13 protein-coding genes are annotated in these 18629 nt (G+C 43.2%); 4 read left to right on the forward strand and 9 right to left on the reverse strand.

Features of this window, described 5'->3' with window-relative positions; all coding sequences use genetic code 11:
- Positions 1–90: 90 nt before the first annotated feature.
- The gene (locus DFP82_RS00410; RefSeq protein WP_110921760.1) at positions 91–519 is read left to right on the forward strand and encodes a hypothetical protein; all 429 of its coding nucleotides are present in this window, start codon (positions 91–93) and stop codon (positions 517–519) included.
- Between the two features lie 246 nt (positions 520–765).
- A complete protein-coding gene (locus tag DFP82_RS00415; protein WP_110922198.1) occupies positions 766–1302 on the forward strand; it encodes a hypothetical protein in 537 nt (178 codons plus the stop codon).
- A gap of 78 nt (positions 1303–1380) precedes the next feature.
- Here DFP82_RS00415 and DFP82_RS00420 read toward each other — a convergent pair whose 3' ends face one another.
- The 7 genes from DFP82_RS00420 to DFP82_RS00450 all read right to left on the reverse strand — a co-directional run bounded on the left by DFP82_RS00420 (position 1381) and on the right by DFP82_RS00450 (position 14589).
- Positions 1381–3645: a DUF2971 domain-containing protein gene (locus DFP82_RS00420; RefSeq protein WP_110921761.1), complete on the reverse strand. Its 2265-nt coding sequence runs from the start codon at positions 3643–3645 to the stop codon at positions 1381–1383.
- 3 nt (positions 3646–3648) lie between these two features.
- Positions 3649–5766, reverse strand: a complete 2118-nt coding sequence (gene ligA, locus DFP82_RS00425) for an NAD-dependent DNA ligase LigA (RefSeq protein WP_425450580.1) — start codon at positions 5764–5766, stop codon at positions 3649–3651.
- A gap of 293 nt (positions 5767–6059) precedes the next feature.
- Positions 6060–7088 (reverse strand): cell division protein ZipA, encoded by a 1029-nt coding sequence (locus DFP82_RS00430; protein ID WP_110921762.1) that lies wholly within the window; start codon positions 7086–7088, stop codon positions 6060–6062.
- A 296-nt stretch (positions 7089–7384) separates the two neighbouring features.
- Entirely contained in the window at positions 7385–11365 is a 3981-nt protein-coding gene (locus tag DFP82_RS00435; RefSeq protein WP_110921763.1) for an AAA family ATPase, read from the reverse strand.
- Between the two features lie 66 nt (positions 11366–11431).
- Positions 11432–12373 (reverse strand): hypothetical protein, encoded by a 942-nt coding sequence (locus tag DFP82_RS00440; protein ID WP_146221316.1) that lies wholly within the window; start codon positions 12371–12373, stop codon positions 11432–11434.
- A gap of 344 nt (positions 12374–12717) precedes the next feature.
- Complete coding sequence (locus DFP82_RS00445) at positions 12718–13707, reverse strand: WG repeat-containing protein (protein ID WP_181416205.1); 990 nt, start codon at positions 13705–13707, stop codon at positions 12718–12720.
- A gap of 78 nt (positions 13708–13785) precedes the next feature.
- Positions 13786–14589 carry a sulfite exporter TauE/SafE family protein gene (locus DFP82_RS00450; RefSeq protein WP_181416223.1) on the reverse strand — a complete coding sequence of 268 codons (804 nt, stop codon included), beginning with the start codon at positions 14587–14589 and terminating at the stop codon, positions 13786–13788.
- Positions 14590–14784: 195 nt separating this feature from the next.
- On the opposite strand from DFP82_RS00450, the gene DFP82_RS00455 reads away from it, so the two are divergent.
- Together DFP82_RS00455 and DFP82_RS00460 are read left to right on the forward strand one after the other, a co-directional pair.
- Complete coding sequence (locus DFP82_RS00455; protein ID WP_110921767.1) at positions 14785–15804, forward strand: biotin--[acetyl-CoA-carboxylase] ligase; 1020 nt, start codon at positions 14785–14787, stop codon at positions 15802–15804.
- A gap of 83 nt (positions 15805–15887) precedes the next feature.
- Positions 15888–16610, forward strand: coding sequence for a pantothenate kinase (locus tag DFP82_RS00460; protein WP_110921768.1), 723 nt, complete (start codon positions 15888–15890; stop codon positions 16608–16610).
- A 102-nt stretch (positions 16611–16712) separates the two neighbouring features.
- Here the strand turns inward: DFP82_RS00460 and DFP82_RS00465 are convergent, their stop codons facing one another.
- Both DFP82_RS00465 and DFP82_RS00470 read right to left on the reverse strand, forming a co-directional pair.
- Complete coding sequence (locus tag DFP82_RS00465; protein WP_110921769.1) at positions 16713–17210, reverse strand: energy transducer TonB; 498 nt, start codon at positions 17208–17210, stop codon at positions 16713–16715.
- Between the two features lie 123 nt (positions 17211–17333).
- Positions 17334–18521 carry an isovaleryl-CoA dehydrogenase gene (locus tag DFP82_RS00470; RefSeq protein WP_110921770.1) on the reverse strand — a complete coding sequence of 396 codons (1188 nt, stop codon included), beginning with the start codon at positions 18519–18521 and terminating at the stop codon, positions 17334–17336.
- Positions 18522–18629: the final 108 nt, after the last annotated feature.

The following is an 18629-nucleotide window of genomic DNA, read 5'->3' on the forward strand; positions in this document are numbered from 1 at the left end:
CCTATGTTTGTTTTGGGTACTATATGGCTATAAGCTTAATGCATACTTAAATATAATTACATGATACCGTCTATATCTTTGGAGAAAACCATGAACACCTTTACCAAAATTGTCGCAGCCCTACCTGCCCTCGCCTTATTAAGCGCTTGTGCGACCACTGCTCCGACTACTCCAAATGCATCAGACGTCCCTGCGTCAGACACATCAGCATCAGAGACCATGCCTAGTGCCGCTTACGATCGTATGGCACCAGCGCCTTATACTTGTACTGATGACAGCATCATCACGGCAAAACAATCTATTAATAAGAAACAAGTCATGCTAAACGTGACATTGCCTAAAGTAAAATGGGCGTCACAGCCAGTTATCTTAAATGGTGATGCGCAAGATCATGTCGCAAGCTATGTCAATGATTCAAGCCCAGACGCGGTCTATGCATGGCACATGAAAGAAGACAAAGGCATCTTCGCTATCAAATGGGCAGATGGTACAGAATACAACGTCAGCTGCCAAATCTAGTAAGATAATCATAAGTAGAAAGTGATAATACACATTAAACAGTCATCATAAGGTGGCTGTTTTTTTGTGCGCATCTTTATACAATCTGGCTATTTATATAACCTGGCTATTTATATAACTTGCCTGTCTTATGGATGTTGGTATAACAATCGTTTGTTTACTGCATTTCTCTAGAGAACCATAAAGAAAGCTGTCAAAATAGCGCATATATACAATACGATGATGATCAATCAAGAGGATACGTCGATGGTTAAGCGCTTAATGAGTACATTGATAATTACGACGGCCAGTGTGTGGGCGTTAGCAGGTTGTGGCAACAATACTGAGACGCCTGACCAAACCTCTGAAGCTGCTGTCACGACCGCAGAAAGTTCAGAAGTAGCGGAAAATACTGTCGACTGGTCTCTAGTCGCGAGCGGTGAAGCACCTGCTGATATCACCAATTATCAATATCCGTTTGCGCTCGATAGCCAAAATGTGCAGGACTATGCGGATTACTTCAAAGTGGATAATACTACGGCGCAGCATAATCTGACGGTGAGCATGGCAAGTAACGAGGCACTATCAAAAGCCTTGGATCAGCTAAGTGAGACCTATGTCTCGCATGAGCTAACTGATAGCAAAGACATGACACTTATCATTCATACCACGCCCGACATCGCTGCCAGTAGCTACGATTATGTGTTTTCTGATGATTTTGCGAAAGGGCTGGTGCTACCTATCGTGATTGTGCCAGATGGTAAGAAAGGTGATGTTAAGGCGCATAGTGAGATGGCGGAGTAAAAAATTGATATATATTATGGATGATGAGTCAGCATCCATATTATTTATGATTTTTCGTAAGAAAATAACTGGCAACAACTATCTAAATACATTTTCTGATTTCTCAACGGGTACATCAACATCTTTTAGAATGTGGTCGAAGTATCGTTTATGGTGAAGCGCAGCAGGAGCTATATAAATTTTATCGAGATGGTCTTTAACGCTAGGTTCATACTCGACATATAGAAAACTCCCATACTCCATTATCACTTCAGGTCTATCGATTGAAGTAATATAAATCATCCTACACTCTTGCTCTTCACGAAATGCTGAATGTTTGATTAAATACTTCAAAGGTAGAAGTATTTCTTCAGTAAACCCGATTAGCTCCTCAGCTTTAGAAGCATCAAGGTTCACTCTTATGCTATCAATTTCTTGCTCTACTTCTTTATAAATAACTTTAAGCGTTTCATAGCCTTTTTTGAACTTGCTAGTTATGTTATCTATATATTTTTCATAGAGTTTCCACTCATATTCGGCTTGAAGTCTCTTAGTACCATTTACAACTATAACTTTATCACCAAATTCTCTGAAAAATGTTAAGCGATTACGTTGTGCTAAATGGAAATATTCTGAAGTTGGGTCTAAATATACACACCTCATAACAGGCCGTTTCAACACCTCTTTACTTTTCTCTCCATCTTCAAGTTTTATACTATTTAGATGTACATTATTTTTATTTGGATCACTTATATTCTCACTCGTATCTCTACCGATAGAAAGATGAGAAATACCTCCTATGAAATTTTCAGACTGAAAAAAATCTTTTCTGAATACCAAGCTCATTCCAGAAGCTTCTTTGTCCTTTTCTTTACCATATAATCTAAACTGATTTAAACTGTCATTGTTAAAAGTAAAGCAGCCAATAAAAGCATGAGATCTTTCATTAAAATCTAGTGGATAAAACTCATTACTCTTAATTTCTTTTAATTTTCTAACAAGCAACTGACCTTCGCTAGGATCATTAACATTATTTATTGTGTTGAGTCTAAAAAGGCTTGGAGATCTTTTTTTCTTATTATCACCTATTAGTAAATTAGATGTATATGTCGAAGTATAATGAGCAAGCTTCCTCTCAAATGGCTTCTCCTCATTATCATACTTATTAAAATCTAAGGTTAGAATTTTAATTATATTTAACACTGTATTTAATAATTTTAATGCACTTAGACCAAAGCTTTCTGTTTCTAAAGAATTTAATATTTCGCAAATCCTTATATAACATTGAGCTTCATATGGGAACATTTTTCTTGCTAATTCAAAAGATGTTTTAGCAGCGCTATAGTCTGTAAGAGGGCTATAACTAATTAATATTCCTCCTATAGCGTACTGTGCCTTACCGTATGCCTCTATATCATTGTCACGTTTAATATTACGAAATGCTTTCAAAGCACCTTCTACGTCATTATTCTTATCTAATAAAAAACCAATATTGAATTGCGCTTTAGCATACGCTTCAGCATCATCTATAAGCTTAATAAGCTGTAACTCTACGATCGCTGCTTGAATATATTCAAAATCTATTAGAAAACTTGCAACTTTAAATTGAGCTTTTGCATATGCTTCCAAATTATCTTCCCGTTCAATGTTGCACCATGCTAGTAGTCCACCTTGATAATCTCCTCTTTCTGTTAAAGTACTTCCAATTCTTAGTTGAGCTTTGGCATATGCTTCTGGATTACCAAACTTATCGATATTACGCCAAACAGTTAATGCTTCTTCAATCTTATTAATTTCTAGCAGGTTACTTCCAATATTAAATTGCGCTTGACTATATAACTCTGGATCATCTAAACGATCTATATTTCTCCATGCAGATATTGCTCCTTCAATATCGCCACTTTCTTTTAAGTAAAAACCTATATCAAACTGAGATTCAACATACGCTTTTATACTATCGGAACGCTTAATGGCACTCCATATAGATACTGCTCCTTTAATATCATTGCTTTCAGATAAAATAAAACCAATATAGTATTGGGCAGCTGCGTATATTTTTGGATCATCAGAATGTTCTATATTTTTTAGATATTTTAATGCCTTCTTCGTTTCTCCTTCATTTTCTAATATCTCGCCTATAGTATATTGAGTAGCTGCATATAAATTCGAGTCATATGAACGTTGGATATTAGAATATGCTGTGATAGCACGGCTATTAAAACCGTTATCAAATAACAATTTCCCAAAAGTAACTTGAGCTGCTACAAATAATTCGACCCCATCTTTCTCAAGAGTAACCTTCTGCAATTCTTCAATTTTTTTGCGAGTTTCTTCGTCTAGACCTTCCATGTCATCAATATTCATAATCTACCCCTCAACCAACGCCAAAAACTCGTCCTCACCCACAATTTTGACGCCCAGCTTTTCCGCTTTGGCCAGTTTAGAGCCAGCCTTATCTCCTGCTAGTAGCGCGGTAGTTTTGGCTGAGATGCTTCCTGATACTTTTGCGCCAAGTGCTTGCAGCTTAGCCTTTGCTTCATCACGTGCCATTTTTTCAAGCGCACCCGTAATCACCCACGTCTGCCCATCAAGTGGCAAGTCTCCAGCAGCTTTTTGCTCAACCTTATCCCAATACACACCTGCTTCAAGCAATGAATTAATCACTTCAATATTATGCGGCGCACGGAAAAACTCATAAGCAAGCTCGGCAGTGATTGTGCCAACATCAGGGGTTTTAATCAGGGTTTCGATACTCGCAGCCATCAGGCTATCAAGGTCACCAAATTGCTGAGCGAAGTTCTGCGCTGTGCCCTCGCCCACACCGCGTATGCCAAGTGCATAAATAAAACGAGGCAATGTCGTATGCTTACTGGCTTCAATGGCATTGATGATATTCTGTACGGATTTTTCGCCTAATTTTTCTAGCGTGACCATCTCATCTGTGTGCGTGTGCAATTGGTAAATGTCCGCCACAGTTTTGACCAAGCCATGTTGAAAGAAGCTAATGAGCCAGCTCGCCCCAAGCCCATCGATATCCATCGCCCGACGCGAAACAAAGTGAATCAGCGCTTCTTGCTGCTGCGCGGGGCAGAATAAGCCGCCCGTACAACGCGCCAACGCTTCGTCTTCAGGCAGCACTACAGGCGAGTCGCATACTGGGCAAGTAGCAGGTAGTGTCACTGGTATAGAGTCTGCTGGGCGTTGGTCATGCCAGACGCGCGTGACTTTCGGTATCACATCACCTGCACGGTGGACGCTGATCATATCGCCTGCTCGCACATCCAAACGCTGAATCTCACCAAAGTTATGCAAGGTCACATTACTGACGGTGACGCCGCCGACTTTGACAGGTTCGAGCTTACCGACTGGCGTAATTTGACCAGTACGCCCGACTTGCCATTCGATATCGTTTAGACGTGTCATGACCGTTTCGGCAGGGAATTTATAAGCGGTGGCCCAACGCGGCTCACGTGACAGAAACCCAAGTTGCTGCTGCAATGACAGGCTATTTACCTTGATCACCATACCATCGATTTCAAACGGCAAACTGGCACGGCTCTCAATCACTGACTCATAATAAGTCTGTGCGGCGCGTGGGTTTGCGACCACTTCTACCGCACTAACGGTAAAGCCCAAGCCTTTTAACCACGCCAATCCTGCTGACTGCGTTTCGATGCTCTTAGGCAGACCTTGATTGATAGAGTAAGCATAGAATGCAAGTGGACGACTGGCTGCCACGGCTGGGTCTAACTGGCGCAAGCTACCCGCAGCGGCGTTGCGTGGATTGGCAAAGGTTTTGCCCTCATTCTCTTCTGCTAAACGATTGAGACGGTCAAAACCTGCCTTGGGCATCAGTACTTCACCGCGCACTTCTAACAACTCGATATCAGCAGCATCCGCGAGCCAAAGTGGCAAGTTACGAATGGTCTTGGTGTTCTGCGTGATGTCTTCACCTGTCTGCCCATCACCGCGCGTGACGGCTTGCACAAACTTGCCATGTGCGTATTTTAATGACACGGCTAAGCCATCAAGCTTTAGCTCCATCTCGTATTCTGGGTTTTGCTGCGCGTCATTTAGACGGTCGTTGACGCGGCGCATAAACGTATGTAGTTCGTCATAATCAAAGACGTTGCCCAGTGACAGCATGGGGATGTCATGGGTCACTTGGGTAAAGGCAGATAACGGCATATCACCGACTTGATTGATAGGACTATCCGGCTGTATCAGCGCTGGATTGGATTCTTCTAACGTGACCAAAGAACGACGCAACTGATCGTATTCACTGTCTTCTAAGATGGGATTATCGAGTACATAATAGGCATAGTTATGCGCCTTGAGAGCATCGATCAACGTGCGCATCTGGGTGACGATATTATCGCCAACTTTATGAGCATCAGTTTCATGAGCAGAATCATTGGATGCTTGCACAATAGTATTTTGAGTGGTTTCAGTTTGAGCAGCGGTCGGTAAGATAGGGTCAGTCATAGTCAGCGTCTTTTCTTTGCAATTCAAGATGCCAATATGATAACAAGTTTGTGAGAGACTCGGTATAGTCAATCCCATATAAATCAGATACTGTGTCAGGCTCGCTCAGCCTACTATGTGTAGTACTTTCACTCACCTTCCTTGTATCTAAATTATCTTGAGCCGACTCTAGAATTTTGCAGAAATGAAAGCGCATAAAAAAGGCAAATAACGTCAATCGCTATTTGCCTTTTTTAATACTGCTACTATCAATCAAGTTTAATCAGGATTTTTATCGTTTAACCTTCAAGCTTCTAACCTTCATAGTCGCGAACTTGGTTGCGTAGCTGCTGCTTGTATTCAGAAGTGATTGGTTCGTTCTCTTCATCCAATATAATCGCGTCCAAATCGCTTGCCATCATATAGGCAACGCTCATCATACTATCGAAACTGCGTACGGCTTGTGGATGCGGCAAAGACAAGAAGACCACCACACCATGATAAGTATTGGTCGCAACACTATGCGGATCAAAAGGCGCGATACCGCTATCGGTAATGCCCATCATGCTAAACCACAGCATGCCCGTGCCGTCTTTTTGCTCATAGCGATGGAACATATTCATCGCGCCATAGCGCAGACCATATTTATCAATTAACTTTAATAAATCACGACCACGGATAATCGCGGTTGGACGATCACGATATTGGTGCGGCAAGATGGTGATATTGATATTGTCTTTGGCATTAATGAGTGGACCGTTTTGCGCTTCGTCAACAGGCTCTGACAAATGCTGATCGAGAATCGGGCTATTATTATCAAAACTCGGCTCTTCTACCGTATCAATTGATGGCATCAGACTGTCTGTCGCCGACATCAAGCTAGAAAATGCATCAGGCTCTTGCTCGGCATTTATCTGCTCAGATGCTGAAAATTCAGTATTCTGCTGCTCATCCTGCCAGCGTGCATAACTATCATCTTCAACCATGTCTCTGTGATCGTCATTTAACTCACTGATGATATCGTTATGTCCAGCCGTATGCTGTGCATCGACATTCACATCGAAATGGGCATGCGGTTGAGTCAACGTCTCTTCTTCGACGACTGCATTGAGATAGCTGCGATCAGGTGCAATACTGGTCTCGCCTGCGACGGTGTCATCAAGATCTGGCTGGTCCACGAGATTACGCTCATGTCGCGGTATGATGGGAATACCGTTTTTATCATAGTTGACCGCCATGGCTTCAGCGCTGTTGCGGCGCTTAAAACTACGAATGACCATAAACAGCCCTGCAAGCATGATAAATGCGGCAATGGCGATCAATATAAACTGAATAGCGGTCATGAGAAATACATCCTAATATATGACAAAAGGGAATACACAAGAGGCGACAAATGGCAATAGTCTAGCATGGCTAATTAAGCTCGTCACCATATAGTCATCGTTTACCGTCAGCCCGACATACTTGCGTAACGTTACCACCTCAACTTCAACTATACCACTAGCAGTGCCCTGCCAGTTATAGTTGAATTTAAATAATTTCGATACAAGGAAACCGAGTACAAGTTATACATTAGTATGCTTAGCGAGGATAACGATGTAGCGGATTTATATAGATTTGACTATATCAGTTATTTGAGCTACTCGGTAATATAGCGTTCGGCTTCATCTAACGACACACTGACTAACGTAGAAACACCTGCACTTGGCATCGTAATACCTTTTAACTCATCGGCAATCTGCATCGTCAGTTTGTTATGACTGATAAAAATAAACTGCAAATCATCTGCAAGCTCATGAACCAAACTGGTAAAGCGTTCGACGTTGGCATCATCAAGTGGCGCATCGACTTCATCGAGCACACAGAATGGTGCGGGATGCTGCTTAAATATCGCAAAAATCAAGCTCAACGCGGTGAGGGTTTTTTCACCACCTGACAGTACAGCTAGGCGACTATTACGTTTGCCTTTCGGCTGTGCCATTAAGGTAAGCCCTGCCCGCCACTGCTCTGATTTTAGCGCATTAACAGGCATATCGTCAGTATTGAGCGTTAAACTGGCTTGACCACCACCGAAGACTTTTGCAAATAAATTGGCAAGCTCAGTATTGACCGCATCTAGCGTCTGCATAAACAATGTCTTGGTGGTCTCATCAATAGACTCAATCGCTGCCGTCAACGTCTGCATACTAGCCGCAATATCTGCTGTCTGCTGCGCCAATGGCTCTAGACGTTCATTGACCTCAGCCAACTCTGCCACTGCGGCGAGATTAACTGGGCCAATTTTACCTAGCTGCTGCTCAAGCGTGGCGCGTTCAGCCTCTAATTCAGCGATTTTATCTGGACGCACACGGCGATCATGCGCGATAAAATCCGCGAGCAAGTTTGAGACGCTCATCACTTGTTGCTGCTGGGCTAGCTCTGATACCGCTTTATATTTATGGCTCACCTTATAGTACGCTTCTAAAGCGTCATGAGTATGAGTGCTGGCATCGGCCAAACGCGCCATGCTTAGTGCCAACTCGGTGGCATGATTCGCAAGCTTACCCTGCTGAACTTGTAGCCTATTTTGCACGCTATCTAACGCCGTCTGCTGCTGAGCATACTCTTGCTTAAGCATCGACAAAACCGTATCACGCTCGGTCAATAGCACTTGCTGCTTATCTCGTGCTGTCTGCGCAGTTTGTAATGCGGTTTGCAAGCTTGGTAGCTTATCCTGCTGCTTCTGATGACTGGCTTTTAGCTGCTGCTCGCTCTGTAGCGATTGGTCGTATTGCGCATTTGCCCGTGCAAGGCTACTGACACTATGCTCTAAGCGCATCTCGCTCTGCTGGATACGCAGTTGCAATGCTTGCCATGCATCATCATCGGCTTGGCGTGTGCGATTTAGCTCACTGCGCTCAGCCTGTAGTTGCTGACTGGTCGCGCGGGCATCGGATATTTGCGGCGTTAACGCTACTATTTGACTTTTAATATCTTGCTGCTCATGAGTGAGCGCTTGTCTCTCTTGATCTAACTCTTGCTGCTCTTGATCAAGGGTAGATTTATCCGCCATAAGACGTTGGCTGTCTGCTTGCAAGCGCTCAGCATTGGCGCGCTGAGTAGTCAGTTGCTGCTGAAGTTTGTGTTTATCACGGGTCAATTGCTCAGCTTGCGCACGAGTTTCTTCTACATTAATCGTTAATGCATCATAGTCATGCTTACTTTTAGCGATAGCTTTTTGCTGCGATTCTATTTTAGTTTCAAATTCATCAAGTAAGTCTTCTAATGCTTGCAAGCGATTACGCTGCTGCAAACGCTGGGTTAAAAACTGACTGTTGCTGTCATTTTGACCCGCTTGCGCACCTGTAAATTTACTCAGGTTAATCGTCCCCTGACGACTGATGAGCCAACCGTCAGTCGTTAGTAGAATAGCTGACGGTGGTAGTATTTGTAAAATATCGGCAAGTTCTTCATGAGCTTGACTATCACTTGTCTCAGCTTGCCTGATATGTACATAACACTGCTGCCACAGTGCCAGTACTGGCTGCTTAATCAGCTGCGATAATGGGATTACTTTATCAAGTAAGCTGTCTGGCAAATGGCTGATAAATGACACTGCGTTTGGCTTATCTTGATTGGCAGATAGCCACAAACTATGACCATTTTCTACTGAAGAGCGACCTTCTGAATTAGCCTGCTCGTTTTGTGCTGACTGATAAGTAACGATATTCGTTAGATTAGGCTCAAGCACTTGCCATAAGCTGTTCGCTTTCTCAATATCACTGCTCACATCATCAACGTTTAATTGATTAGATTGGTTAGAGATTAGTACATGACTGTCTAGCCATAACGCCAAGACACTATCAAGTAGCGCGGCGTGCTGCTGTCCTTTTTCACTCAGCTCAATCTGCTCACGCAAAGTGGTAATGGCCAATTCGTTATAGCGATTGACGACATTACTTTCCGAGCTAGTTTCTAGATTAGCCGCTGTAGAGACAGAGGCTTGCTGTTGATTTTGCGGCGTAGGTTTTGGATGCAATATCTGATGCAGAGTATCATATTCACTGGCCAATACCGCGTGACGCTTCTCATGCTCACTCAACTCACGTTGCTGCATATTCAAGCGCTGCTGTAAATCATGCGCTTGCGGTTGTAGTTCCGACAGACGCTCATCGACGCTGTCTTGTTGGCGCTCTATCTGCTGCAACTGTTTATTCAGCTCTGCAACTTGCGTCTCTAATGTCTGCTGTAGGTTTTGTGCATCCGTTGGCGCTTGTTCATCAGAGCGCTTATCAAATTCTTTATCAAAACCCTTATTATTGCTAGATGCTGATAATGACTGCTGTAATTGCTGCCATAGATTTTGCCAGTTTTGCTGGCGGCGCTGCCATTTTTCATGGTTCTGCTGATGGCGTTTTTGTGCTTGGCTATTAATGGCTTGCTGCTGTTCAAGCATGCGTGCATTATCTTGCAAGCGTGATAGCTGGTTTTGCGCGTCATGCCATGCACGCTGTAACGGTTGCTCATTGCGTTTATGCGTGTCGCGTTTATTCGTCAACTCAGTGAGCTGTGGACGTAACGCCTCTAATATATTCTGCTGCTCGGTTTGCTCGGCTTTTAATCGATCAATCTCACCCACTGCTTGCGTGCGCTGCTGATCCAAGCTCGCGAGTTGCTGCGCAATCACGGTCAATTGCGACTTGGCATCGCTCAGCGCGTGCTCAACTTGTTGATAGCCGAGCTGCTGCTGATAATGAGCGCTTTGAGCATCATCCTTGAGCCATTGCTCTTGGTTAATATGGGTGGCGAGCTTATCTTGCTGCGCTTTTAGCGTCTCATAGTCGGCTTGTAATGTGGCGACTTCAGCGGTGCTACGCTCATGGGCTAGTTTCTGCTGCTGCTGAGTATGCTTGGCTTGATACAACTGCTGAATGGCCAGTTGTTGCTTGATATCAGCCAGCGTTAATGCCAGCTCTTCATAACGTTGCGCACTGGCGGCTTGCTTAGATAAGCGTTTCTGTTGGCTAACCAGTTCGCTTTGCATGTCATGCAGACGTGCTAGGTTTTCTTGTGTTTTCTCTAGTTTCTTTTGCGTTTCTTCGCGGCGCGCTTGATAGCGAGACACCCCTGCGGCCTCTTCAATAAACTCACGCAGCTGCATGGGGCTAGATTCGACAATACGCCCAATCATACCTTGCTCAATCACCGCATAACTACGTGCACCAAGTCCAGTACCCAAAAACACATCAACCACATCACGGCGGCGACAACGTGTGCCATTGATAAAGTAATCTGAGCGTCCATCCTTATTTACCTGACGACGAACGGACAGCTCTTGATACAGGTTAAACTCATGGCGAATGCCTGTATGCTCATCTTGCGTATGCTCAAATGTCAGCTCGACACTAGCGACACTTTTGGCAGCCTTGTCTTGCGTACCAGCAAAGATGACATCGCTCATCGCGCCGCCACGCAACTGCTTGGCAGAGGTCTCACCCAGCACCCAGCGAATGGCATCAATCACATTGGATTTGCCACAGCCGTTCGGCCCGACAATGGCGGTGATGCCATGACGGAAGGTAAAAGTCGTTGGATTGGCAAAGGATTTGAAGCCTGCCAGCTTTAGAGATTTTAGGCGCATGAAGAATCAGTAAACTTAGCAAAAACAGGCGGCTATTCTACCTGAAATTGTGGTGGGTTTTTAGGGTTAAACAGCTAACTGCATAAACGATTTTGACTCAAGGCTCTGGTGAAACCCCTGCAGCAGTTTTTGTTCCACTTGGCAGGTGTCATTTTCTGCTAAGTAGCGATTGTTAAACTCAATAAGAGCGGACCAAGAGATACTTGCCACTTCTAAATGCTCGACTATTTCTAACAGCTCTGTTCTTAGTAGATGCTGATACTTCCTCGGTCTTTTATGACATAACGCCAGCTCTCGGTCTACGAGCGTTTGCTTGTTTTGTTTTAGCGCGTCACCACCGATAAATAATAGTAGAAACTTTGTACCCTGCTCAATAAAGCCTTTTTCTAATAAATGCTCGTACATTAGGCAGTACTTTAGGATTTGGTCTGGGTTTTTCCGACCAGCGAGCTTTAACTCATTTGCTACCAGCACGTTCGCTTGATGGTTATAGGCTAGGTTATCCATATACATCGCTTTTAGCTCTGTACTGTTTTCAAACATGCCGCTGTTGCCGTGTGTCGACCATGATCTATTGGGCTCAAAGCTAATAAACTGCTGATAAAATAAATCGAGATAAACATCACTACACAAGCTCAAAAATATATCGAACTCTTTATTGAGATAATCTTCAGAAAAGAACGTTACTCGGCGAACGGCCTCTCTCGCATCACAGATGCCTGACGTTTGCGTTGAATAGGTCTCTAGCTGCTCAGACTCAGTCATTTTTTGATTGAGTTTTTTGATGATTGATTGCTCAATCTCTTCTATATTTTTGCCTGCAAGCTCCGGATGGGTTGCCCATTCAATGATTTGGCGCACATATTGCTTTTTAGTGATACCAAGAATACGCTGCGGCTCCCATGCTAAAAACTCTACCATGTTGGATAAACTATTCGTCCATGTTATTTGGTCTTTTAAATGGCTCATTGAACCAAAAACACGGCGGTATTTTTCTACAGTGTTCATACTAATCATGTCTCACGGTTTGCATTTTTTACGACAAAGATGCGCAGTTATGACAACACACCAAATCCACTCAATAAAGGCTGGGAAAAACTGCTCTGGCATTAATCATATCTACAACCCAAGCAACCATCACAGTACCAATGACTAATACAAATGCCATGGCAAAAATTGAAGGTCGGTCGGTTAGCGAAAATTTAAAAGACTACTAACATCAAGGATGTTAGGTGCATGGAAAATTGATAGATATGTCAAAAATTGGCGGCTATTCTACCTGAAATTGTGGTGGATTTTTAGGTATTAAATAATAGCAATGAATAGTGTTTGCAAAGTTTAATGAGCATTCATCAACTCTTAGATAATATTATTTTATCTATAGTTTTCTGATTAGGGTTTTCGACACTATTACCATTAATATCAATCCACATATCCTCACCTTCGTAGTAAACACGAAAGAGATCATTGTTGAGCGCTCCAACAAAGTCATACATCAAAGGCACAACGATAATACCAGATTTGTTTATAAAACCGCGTTTATTACCTTTAAGAACTTCAGCTATACCATTACTAAATTCAGCAGCATAATCATAAACTAAAGGAATAACAACATTGCCCAATATGTCAATGTAACCGTACTTACCTTTGTTCTCGACAACCGCTAAATCTTCTCTAAAAATATCGGTCCAATCAAACTCATTGGAGACGACAAATTTCTCATCTTTATCAATATAACCCCATTGATTATCTTGCTTCACTGCTGCCAATCCTAAGTTAAAACTATTAGCTTCTTGATATTTAGGTTTAATTATCATTTGACCTTGCTTATCAATAAAACCCCATTTACCTTCTAATTGCACAGCGGCTAAGTCTTCCTCAAAGCTCATAGCATCTTCATACTCAAAGGCAATAATTGTCTGCCCCAATGAATTTATAAATCCCCATTTGCCATTTTTTTTGACAACTGCTAATCCATTTAAGAAGTCATCACCGCCTGTATACATAATAGGGATGACTAGCGTGCCATTTTCATCGATAAAGCCACAGGGGTCTTCATCATCTACAAGATTGTTTAAATCGTATTTAAAAACAAGCGCTCGACCTTCTTGGAGAGACATAATATTATTATAAGGCAAAGAGGAAACAATATTGTCATTGCTATCTACGAGGCTGTATTTATCCTCGTAATCAACCAATTTTAGTTTATCATTAAAATTACGAACGATAGGTAATTTAGCTATAGGCTTGTTTATTTCGTCGTAGTGATAACGAGAAAACCACTTAAAAAAGGTTGGAAAGACAGAATAGATGAGCTTTATAAACTTTTTTTTGATGAGCATAAATCTACCTTGAATATACATATTGAACAATAGTATTTAGTTTTGTATAAGTTTGATCTAAAAGGTTGTCAGATGAACCTACAACACCCCAATCCCACTCAACAACAACTGCCCACCCGCAAAGACTAGCAATACGCCAAACGCACGTTTAAGCATCAGCGCAGGCAATACATGGGCGAGCTTAGCACCGACTTTTGCCATTGCAAAGCTGACCACTGAAATACATAAAAATCCCGTGATATGCACAAATCCTATCGTGCCCTCAGGTAGGTTGACTACGTCTTGGCCGAACCATGCAAACCCTGCTGCGCCAGCCAATGCAATCGGTAGGCCGCAAGCCGCTGACGTACCGACCGATTGTTTCATCGGTAGCCCTGCCCAATTTAAAAAAGGCACGGTCAGACTACCACCACCAATACCGAAGATAGACGACGCCATACCGATACCCGTACCGGCACCGAACTGAACACCAGCAGGTGGCAACGGCTTGCCCAACTGCTCTTTGTTAGAGAAAAACAGCATTTTTATCGCGACTAAGAGCGCGCCGATACCGATAATGGCTTGTAGTACCTTACCGTCAATCATGTCCGCAACACCCGCGCCCACCAGACTACCGACGACCAGACCCAATGCCATTTTTCGCCATACTTCCCAGCGTACACCGCCGCGCTTATTATGAGCAGTGAGTGAGCTAATCGAGGTCACAACGATGGTCGCCAGTGACGTACCAATCGCCAAATGAGTGATCACTTCCGGTGAAAAATCATATGCGGTAAAAATCCATACCAATGCTGGTACGATAATCATGCCACCACCCACGCCAAACAAACCAGCGCTCACGCCAGCAAACGCCCCTGCAATCACAAACCACACATATAGCATCATCGAATTAGCCTTTTATCTTTCTTGTATTTTGAACGGTATTTTTATCTTACTGATTTGCCTGTTTATGCACTTAGTGGCATCTTTTTAATTGCATTTGCCAAATCACACCCCAATCTTTATGCTGTCTGTTTGCGAAAACCGTCCAGTATATCAAAGATTATCCCAGCGACATTACTCAAGTAGAATAAACTTATGCCGATACTTAATCAATCATCTCACTCTGTGTCTGAGTCATTAATACTTGAGCATTTACCTGAGCTGAATCATCGCCATCTTACCAGTAGCGCGTCTACGAATAGCGAGCTAATAGCGGATGTACAGAATGGCATATTAAATGCGACCGAGATGCACCTGCTAACGGCTGAAACCCAAAGCGCTGGTCGCGGACAACACGGGCGCTCATGGCAATCACCGCGTGGCAATGTCTACCTGTCTCTCTATCATCCTGTTCACATACCCGTTAGCGGTTTGCTGTCACTAATCATCGGTGTAGAGCTGGCAAAAATGCCTGTCATCCAAATGTTAAATGAGCAATTGCACACGGAGAGACTGACATCAATCGGCGTAAAATGGGCAAATGATTTGGGCTTTTACCAAAGCCAGAATCAAAGCCAGAATCAAAGCCAGAATCAGCCTCAAAGCCAATCTGCCTTAGATAGCGCTGATGTGCATAATACGGAACTAGACCAGCAGACGCTGCCGTTTAATAAGCTTGCTGGGATTTTGATTGAACCCGTATCGCAAGCAGGCAAACTGGTTGGCGTGGTCATAGGTGTCGGTCTCAATGTCCAAGCCACTCCCACGCTAACTGCGCAAACCTCTGAAGGCATGAGTTATCAAGCGATTAGCTTACAAGATATTGCTGAGACACTACAGCCAAAAGCGCAGGCTGCCAATCTACCGAGCTTACGTGTGCTTTATCAGCAAATGAGTAAAGCATTGATGGCGGCGATGACGCGATTTGAGCACCTAAGTATAGAAAAACCAACGGGACATCGTTATTATCTGGACAGCTTTTTAAAGCAGTTTGACTCGATGGATGCACTGAGCGAACTGCGATTACGTGTGACCCAAGAGCATAACGGTCAAACCAATATACTTACGGGCCACGCTTGTGGTATCGATACACATGGATGTTTGCAATTGCGCCAAGATAACGGTAAGATTTCTGCACTTTTCACCGGACGCATTGACGTTATTCAAACGACTTAATCGTTTAATCAACGAGCACTAAAGTGCAGTAGCTATCAGGATAGGATGTTGATAATTGCTTCACTGTATATAAAAGGAATTTTATGCTCTGGCTTGATCTTGGAAATACCCGCCTGAAATACTGGCTCACCGATGATATCGGTCAGATAGTCACACATGATGCCAAACAACATTTGCAAGCACCAGCTGAATTGCTGATGGGTCTGACGGATCGCTTTGAGCGTTTTGCTCCTGACTTTATTGGTATCTCATCTGTACTAGGTAACGAGCTGAATGCCAAGGTATCAGAGACCTTAAGCCGTCTAAATATTCCGTTTGAATTCGTCCATGTCGACGCCGCTCACCCACTAATGAAGAGTCAATATAACGATGAGCAGCTAGGCTGTGATCGCTGGCTACAAATGCTAGGTGCAGTCGATAAGAAAAAGCGTCAATGTGTGATTGGTTGCGGTACAGCAGTGACCATTGATTTAATCGATCACGCTGAGCATTTGGGTGGTTATATTTTCCCCAGTATCTATCTGCAACGTGAGTCGTTGTTTTCTGGTACCAAGCAAATAACCATCTCTAACGGGACTTTCGATAGTGTCGGTCAAGGTATGACCACACAAGATGCGGTACATCGCGGCATACTATTATCAATCGTCGGTGCGATTAATGAGATTAGCCATCGTCACCCCAACTTTGAAGTCATCATGACGGGTGGTGATGCAGCCATTATCTCGCAGCACGTCAATCGCCCTGTACGTCTGCGTGATGACCTATTGTTGAATGGTCTGGCACGATATTTCGATCATAGTAAATAATTGAAGTGTGTTGTCGTATTTTATAAAGTTAGAATAGAAAAAGCAGTACGTCTAAAGCGTACTGCTTTTTTTGGTTTAACACGCCTAATTTCTTGCTATTGCCTATTCTGCTGTGAATGCAATAGGTACCTCAACTGTTCCACGAATTGCCTTTCCTTCTAACACGAACGGCCTCATCCGACTACTTCTTATCTGACGAGCAGCGCTTCTATCAAAACATCTATTGCCACTGGTTTTTTTAACACCTACTCTGACAATCTTACCTTGTCTATCAACTAATAATCCCAACACAACCTTAAGCTTTTGTCCACGGACCACTTTAATAGATTCACCCGTCTCCTTATCTGTACAGCGAAGAGACTGTCTAGTAAAATTAAAACTAGGCGTCTTCAACCAACTTGCATCACGACTAGCAAACTTAATAACAGGTTCAGGACTAGACAAATCAACCAGCTCTGCCTGTGCAGTCGTTATGCTTGCTGTCATCGTAAACAGTGCAAACATAGTAACTAATAGGCTATAAGCACTAATAGATTTTATATTGGTGAAAAAATGAGAATCTTTATTAAAGGCTAGCTTGGTATGTAATTTACGGGTCATTGTAAAATTCTTTTATTTCAGTAATTAAAAAGTGCCACGCTATGAAAGACATAACGTAGCACATTTTTCGATCTTAACATAAAATTATTCGATAAAAGTTAACTTTTAAATAATTATTACGCTTTATTTAGTCTCGTTAAACAGCTCACGACCGACCAGCATACGGCGGATTTCACTGGTTCCTGCGCCAATCTCATATAGCTTGGCATCACGCCAGTAGCGACCAAGTGGATACTCGTTGGTGTAGCCATTACCGCCAAATATTTGAATGCCCTCGCCTGCCATCCAAGTGGCTTTTTCGGCACACCATAGAATCACACTGGCGCAGTCTTTACGTACTTCTCGACTATGACCGGCACCGCGCGCGTCCAACATATCGAGGTTTTTCCCGACGGTATATAAGAAGCTACGACCTGCTTGCAGTATCGTATACATGTCCGCAACTTTACCTTGGATAAGTTGGAACTCACCGATGGCTTGACCAAACTGTTTACGATCATGGATATAAGGCACCACATTGTCCATCACGGCTTGCATGATACCAATAGGACCTGCGGCCAATACGGCACGCTCATAATCTAGGCCACTCATCAATACCTTAACGCCTTCATTGAGACCACCTAAGATATTTTCACTTGGTACGGTCACATTGTTAAAGGTCATCTCGCCCGTATGACTACCACGCATGCCAAGCTTATCAAGCTTTTGCGCTGTGCCAAAACCTTCCATGCCTTTTTCAACGATAAAGGCTGTCATGCCTTTGCCGCCCAGCTCTGGATTGGTCTTGGCATAAACTACCATCACGTCAGCATCGGGACCATTGGTAATCCACATCTTGCTACCATTCAACACATAGCTACCGTCTTTCTCTTCAGCTTTGAGCTTCATGCTGACGACGTCTGAGCCAGCACCCGTTTCACTCATGGCCAATGCACCGATGAACTCGCCGCTGACCAGCTTTGGCAAATACTTTTGTTTTTGTGCTTCACTGCCATTACGTTTGATTTGGTTGATACATAGGTTTGAGTGCGCACCATAGCTTAGCGCTACCGATGCCGAAGCACGGCTAATCTCTTCCATCGCGACCATATGTGCGACGTAGCCCATGTTAGATCCGCCATACTCTTCAGGAACGGTAATGCCATGTAGACCGATGTCACCCATCTTTTGCCACAGATCCATTGGGAACTCGTCGCTACTATCGATCTCGGCAGCACGTGGAGCGATTTCATTGGTTGCAAACTGCTGTACCATATCGCGTAATGCATCAATATCTTCGCCAAGCTGAAAATTCAATTTAGGTAAACTCATAACCATTCCTTGTGTTTTGATGTTTTTAAATTTCGGATTTTAATCTTTTTTTAAAACTACATTATTTTTAATGTGATAGTCAATTCAATGTGAAAGTATGACAAGGCA

It is taken from the genome of Psychrobacter fozii (assembly GCF_003217155.1).
In the GTDB taxonomy this organism is placed as follows: domain Bacteria; phylum Pseudomonadota; class Gammaproteobacteria; order Pseudomonadales; family Moraxellaceae; genus Psychrobacter; species Psychrobacter fozii.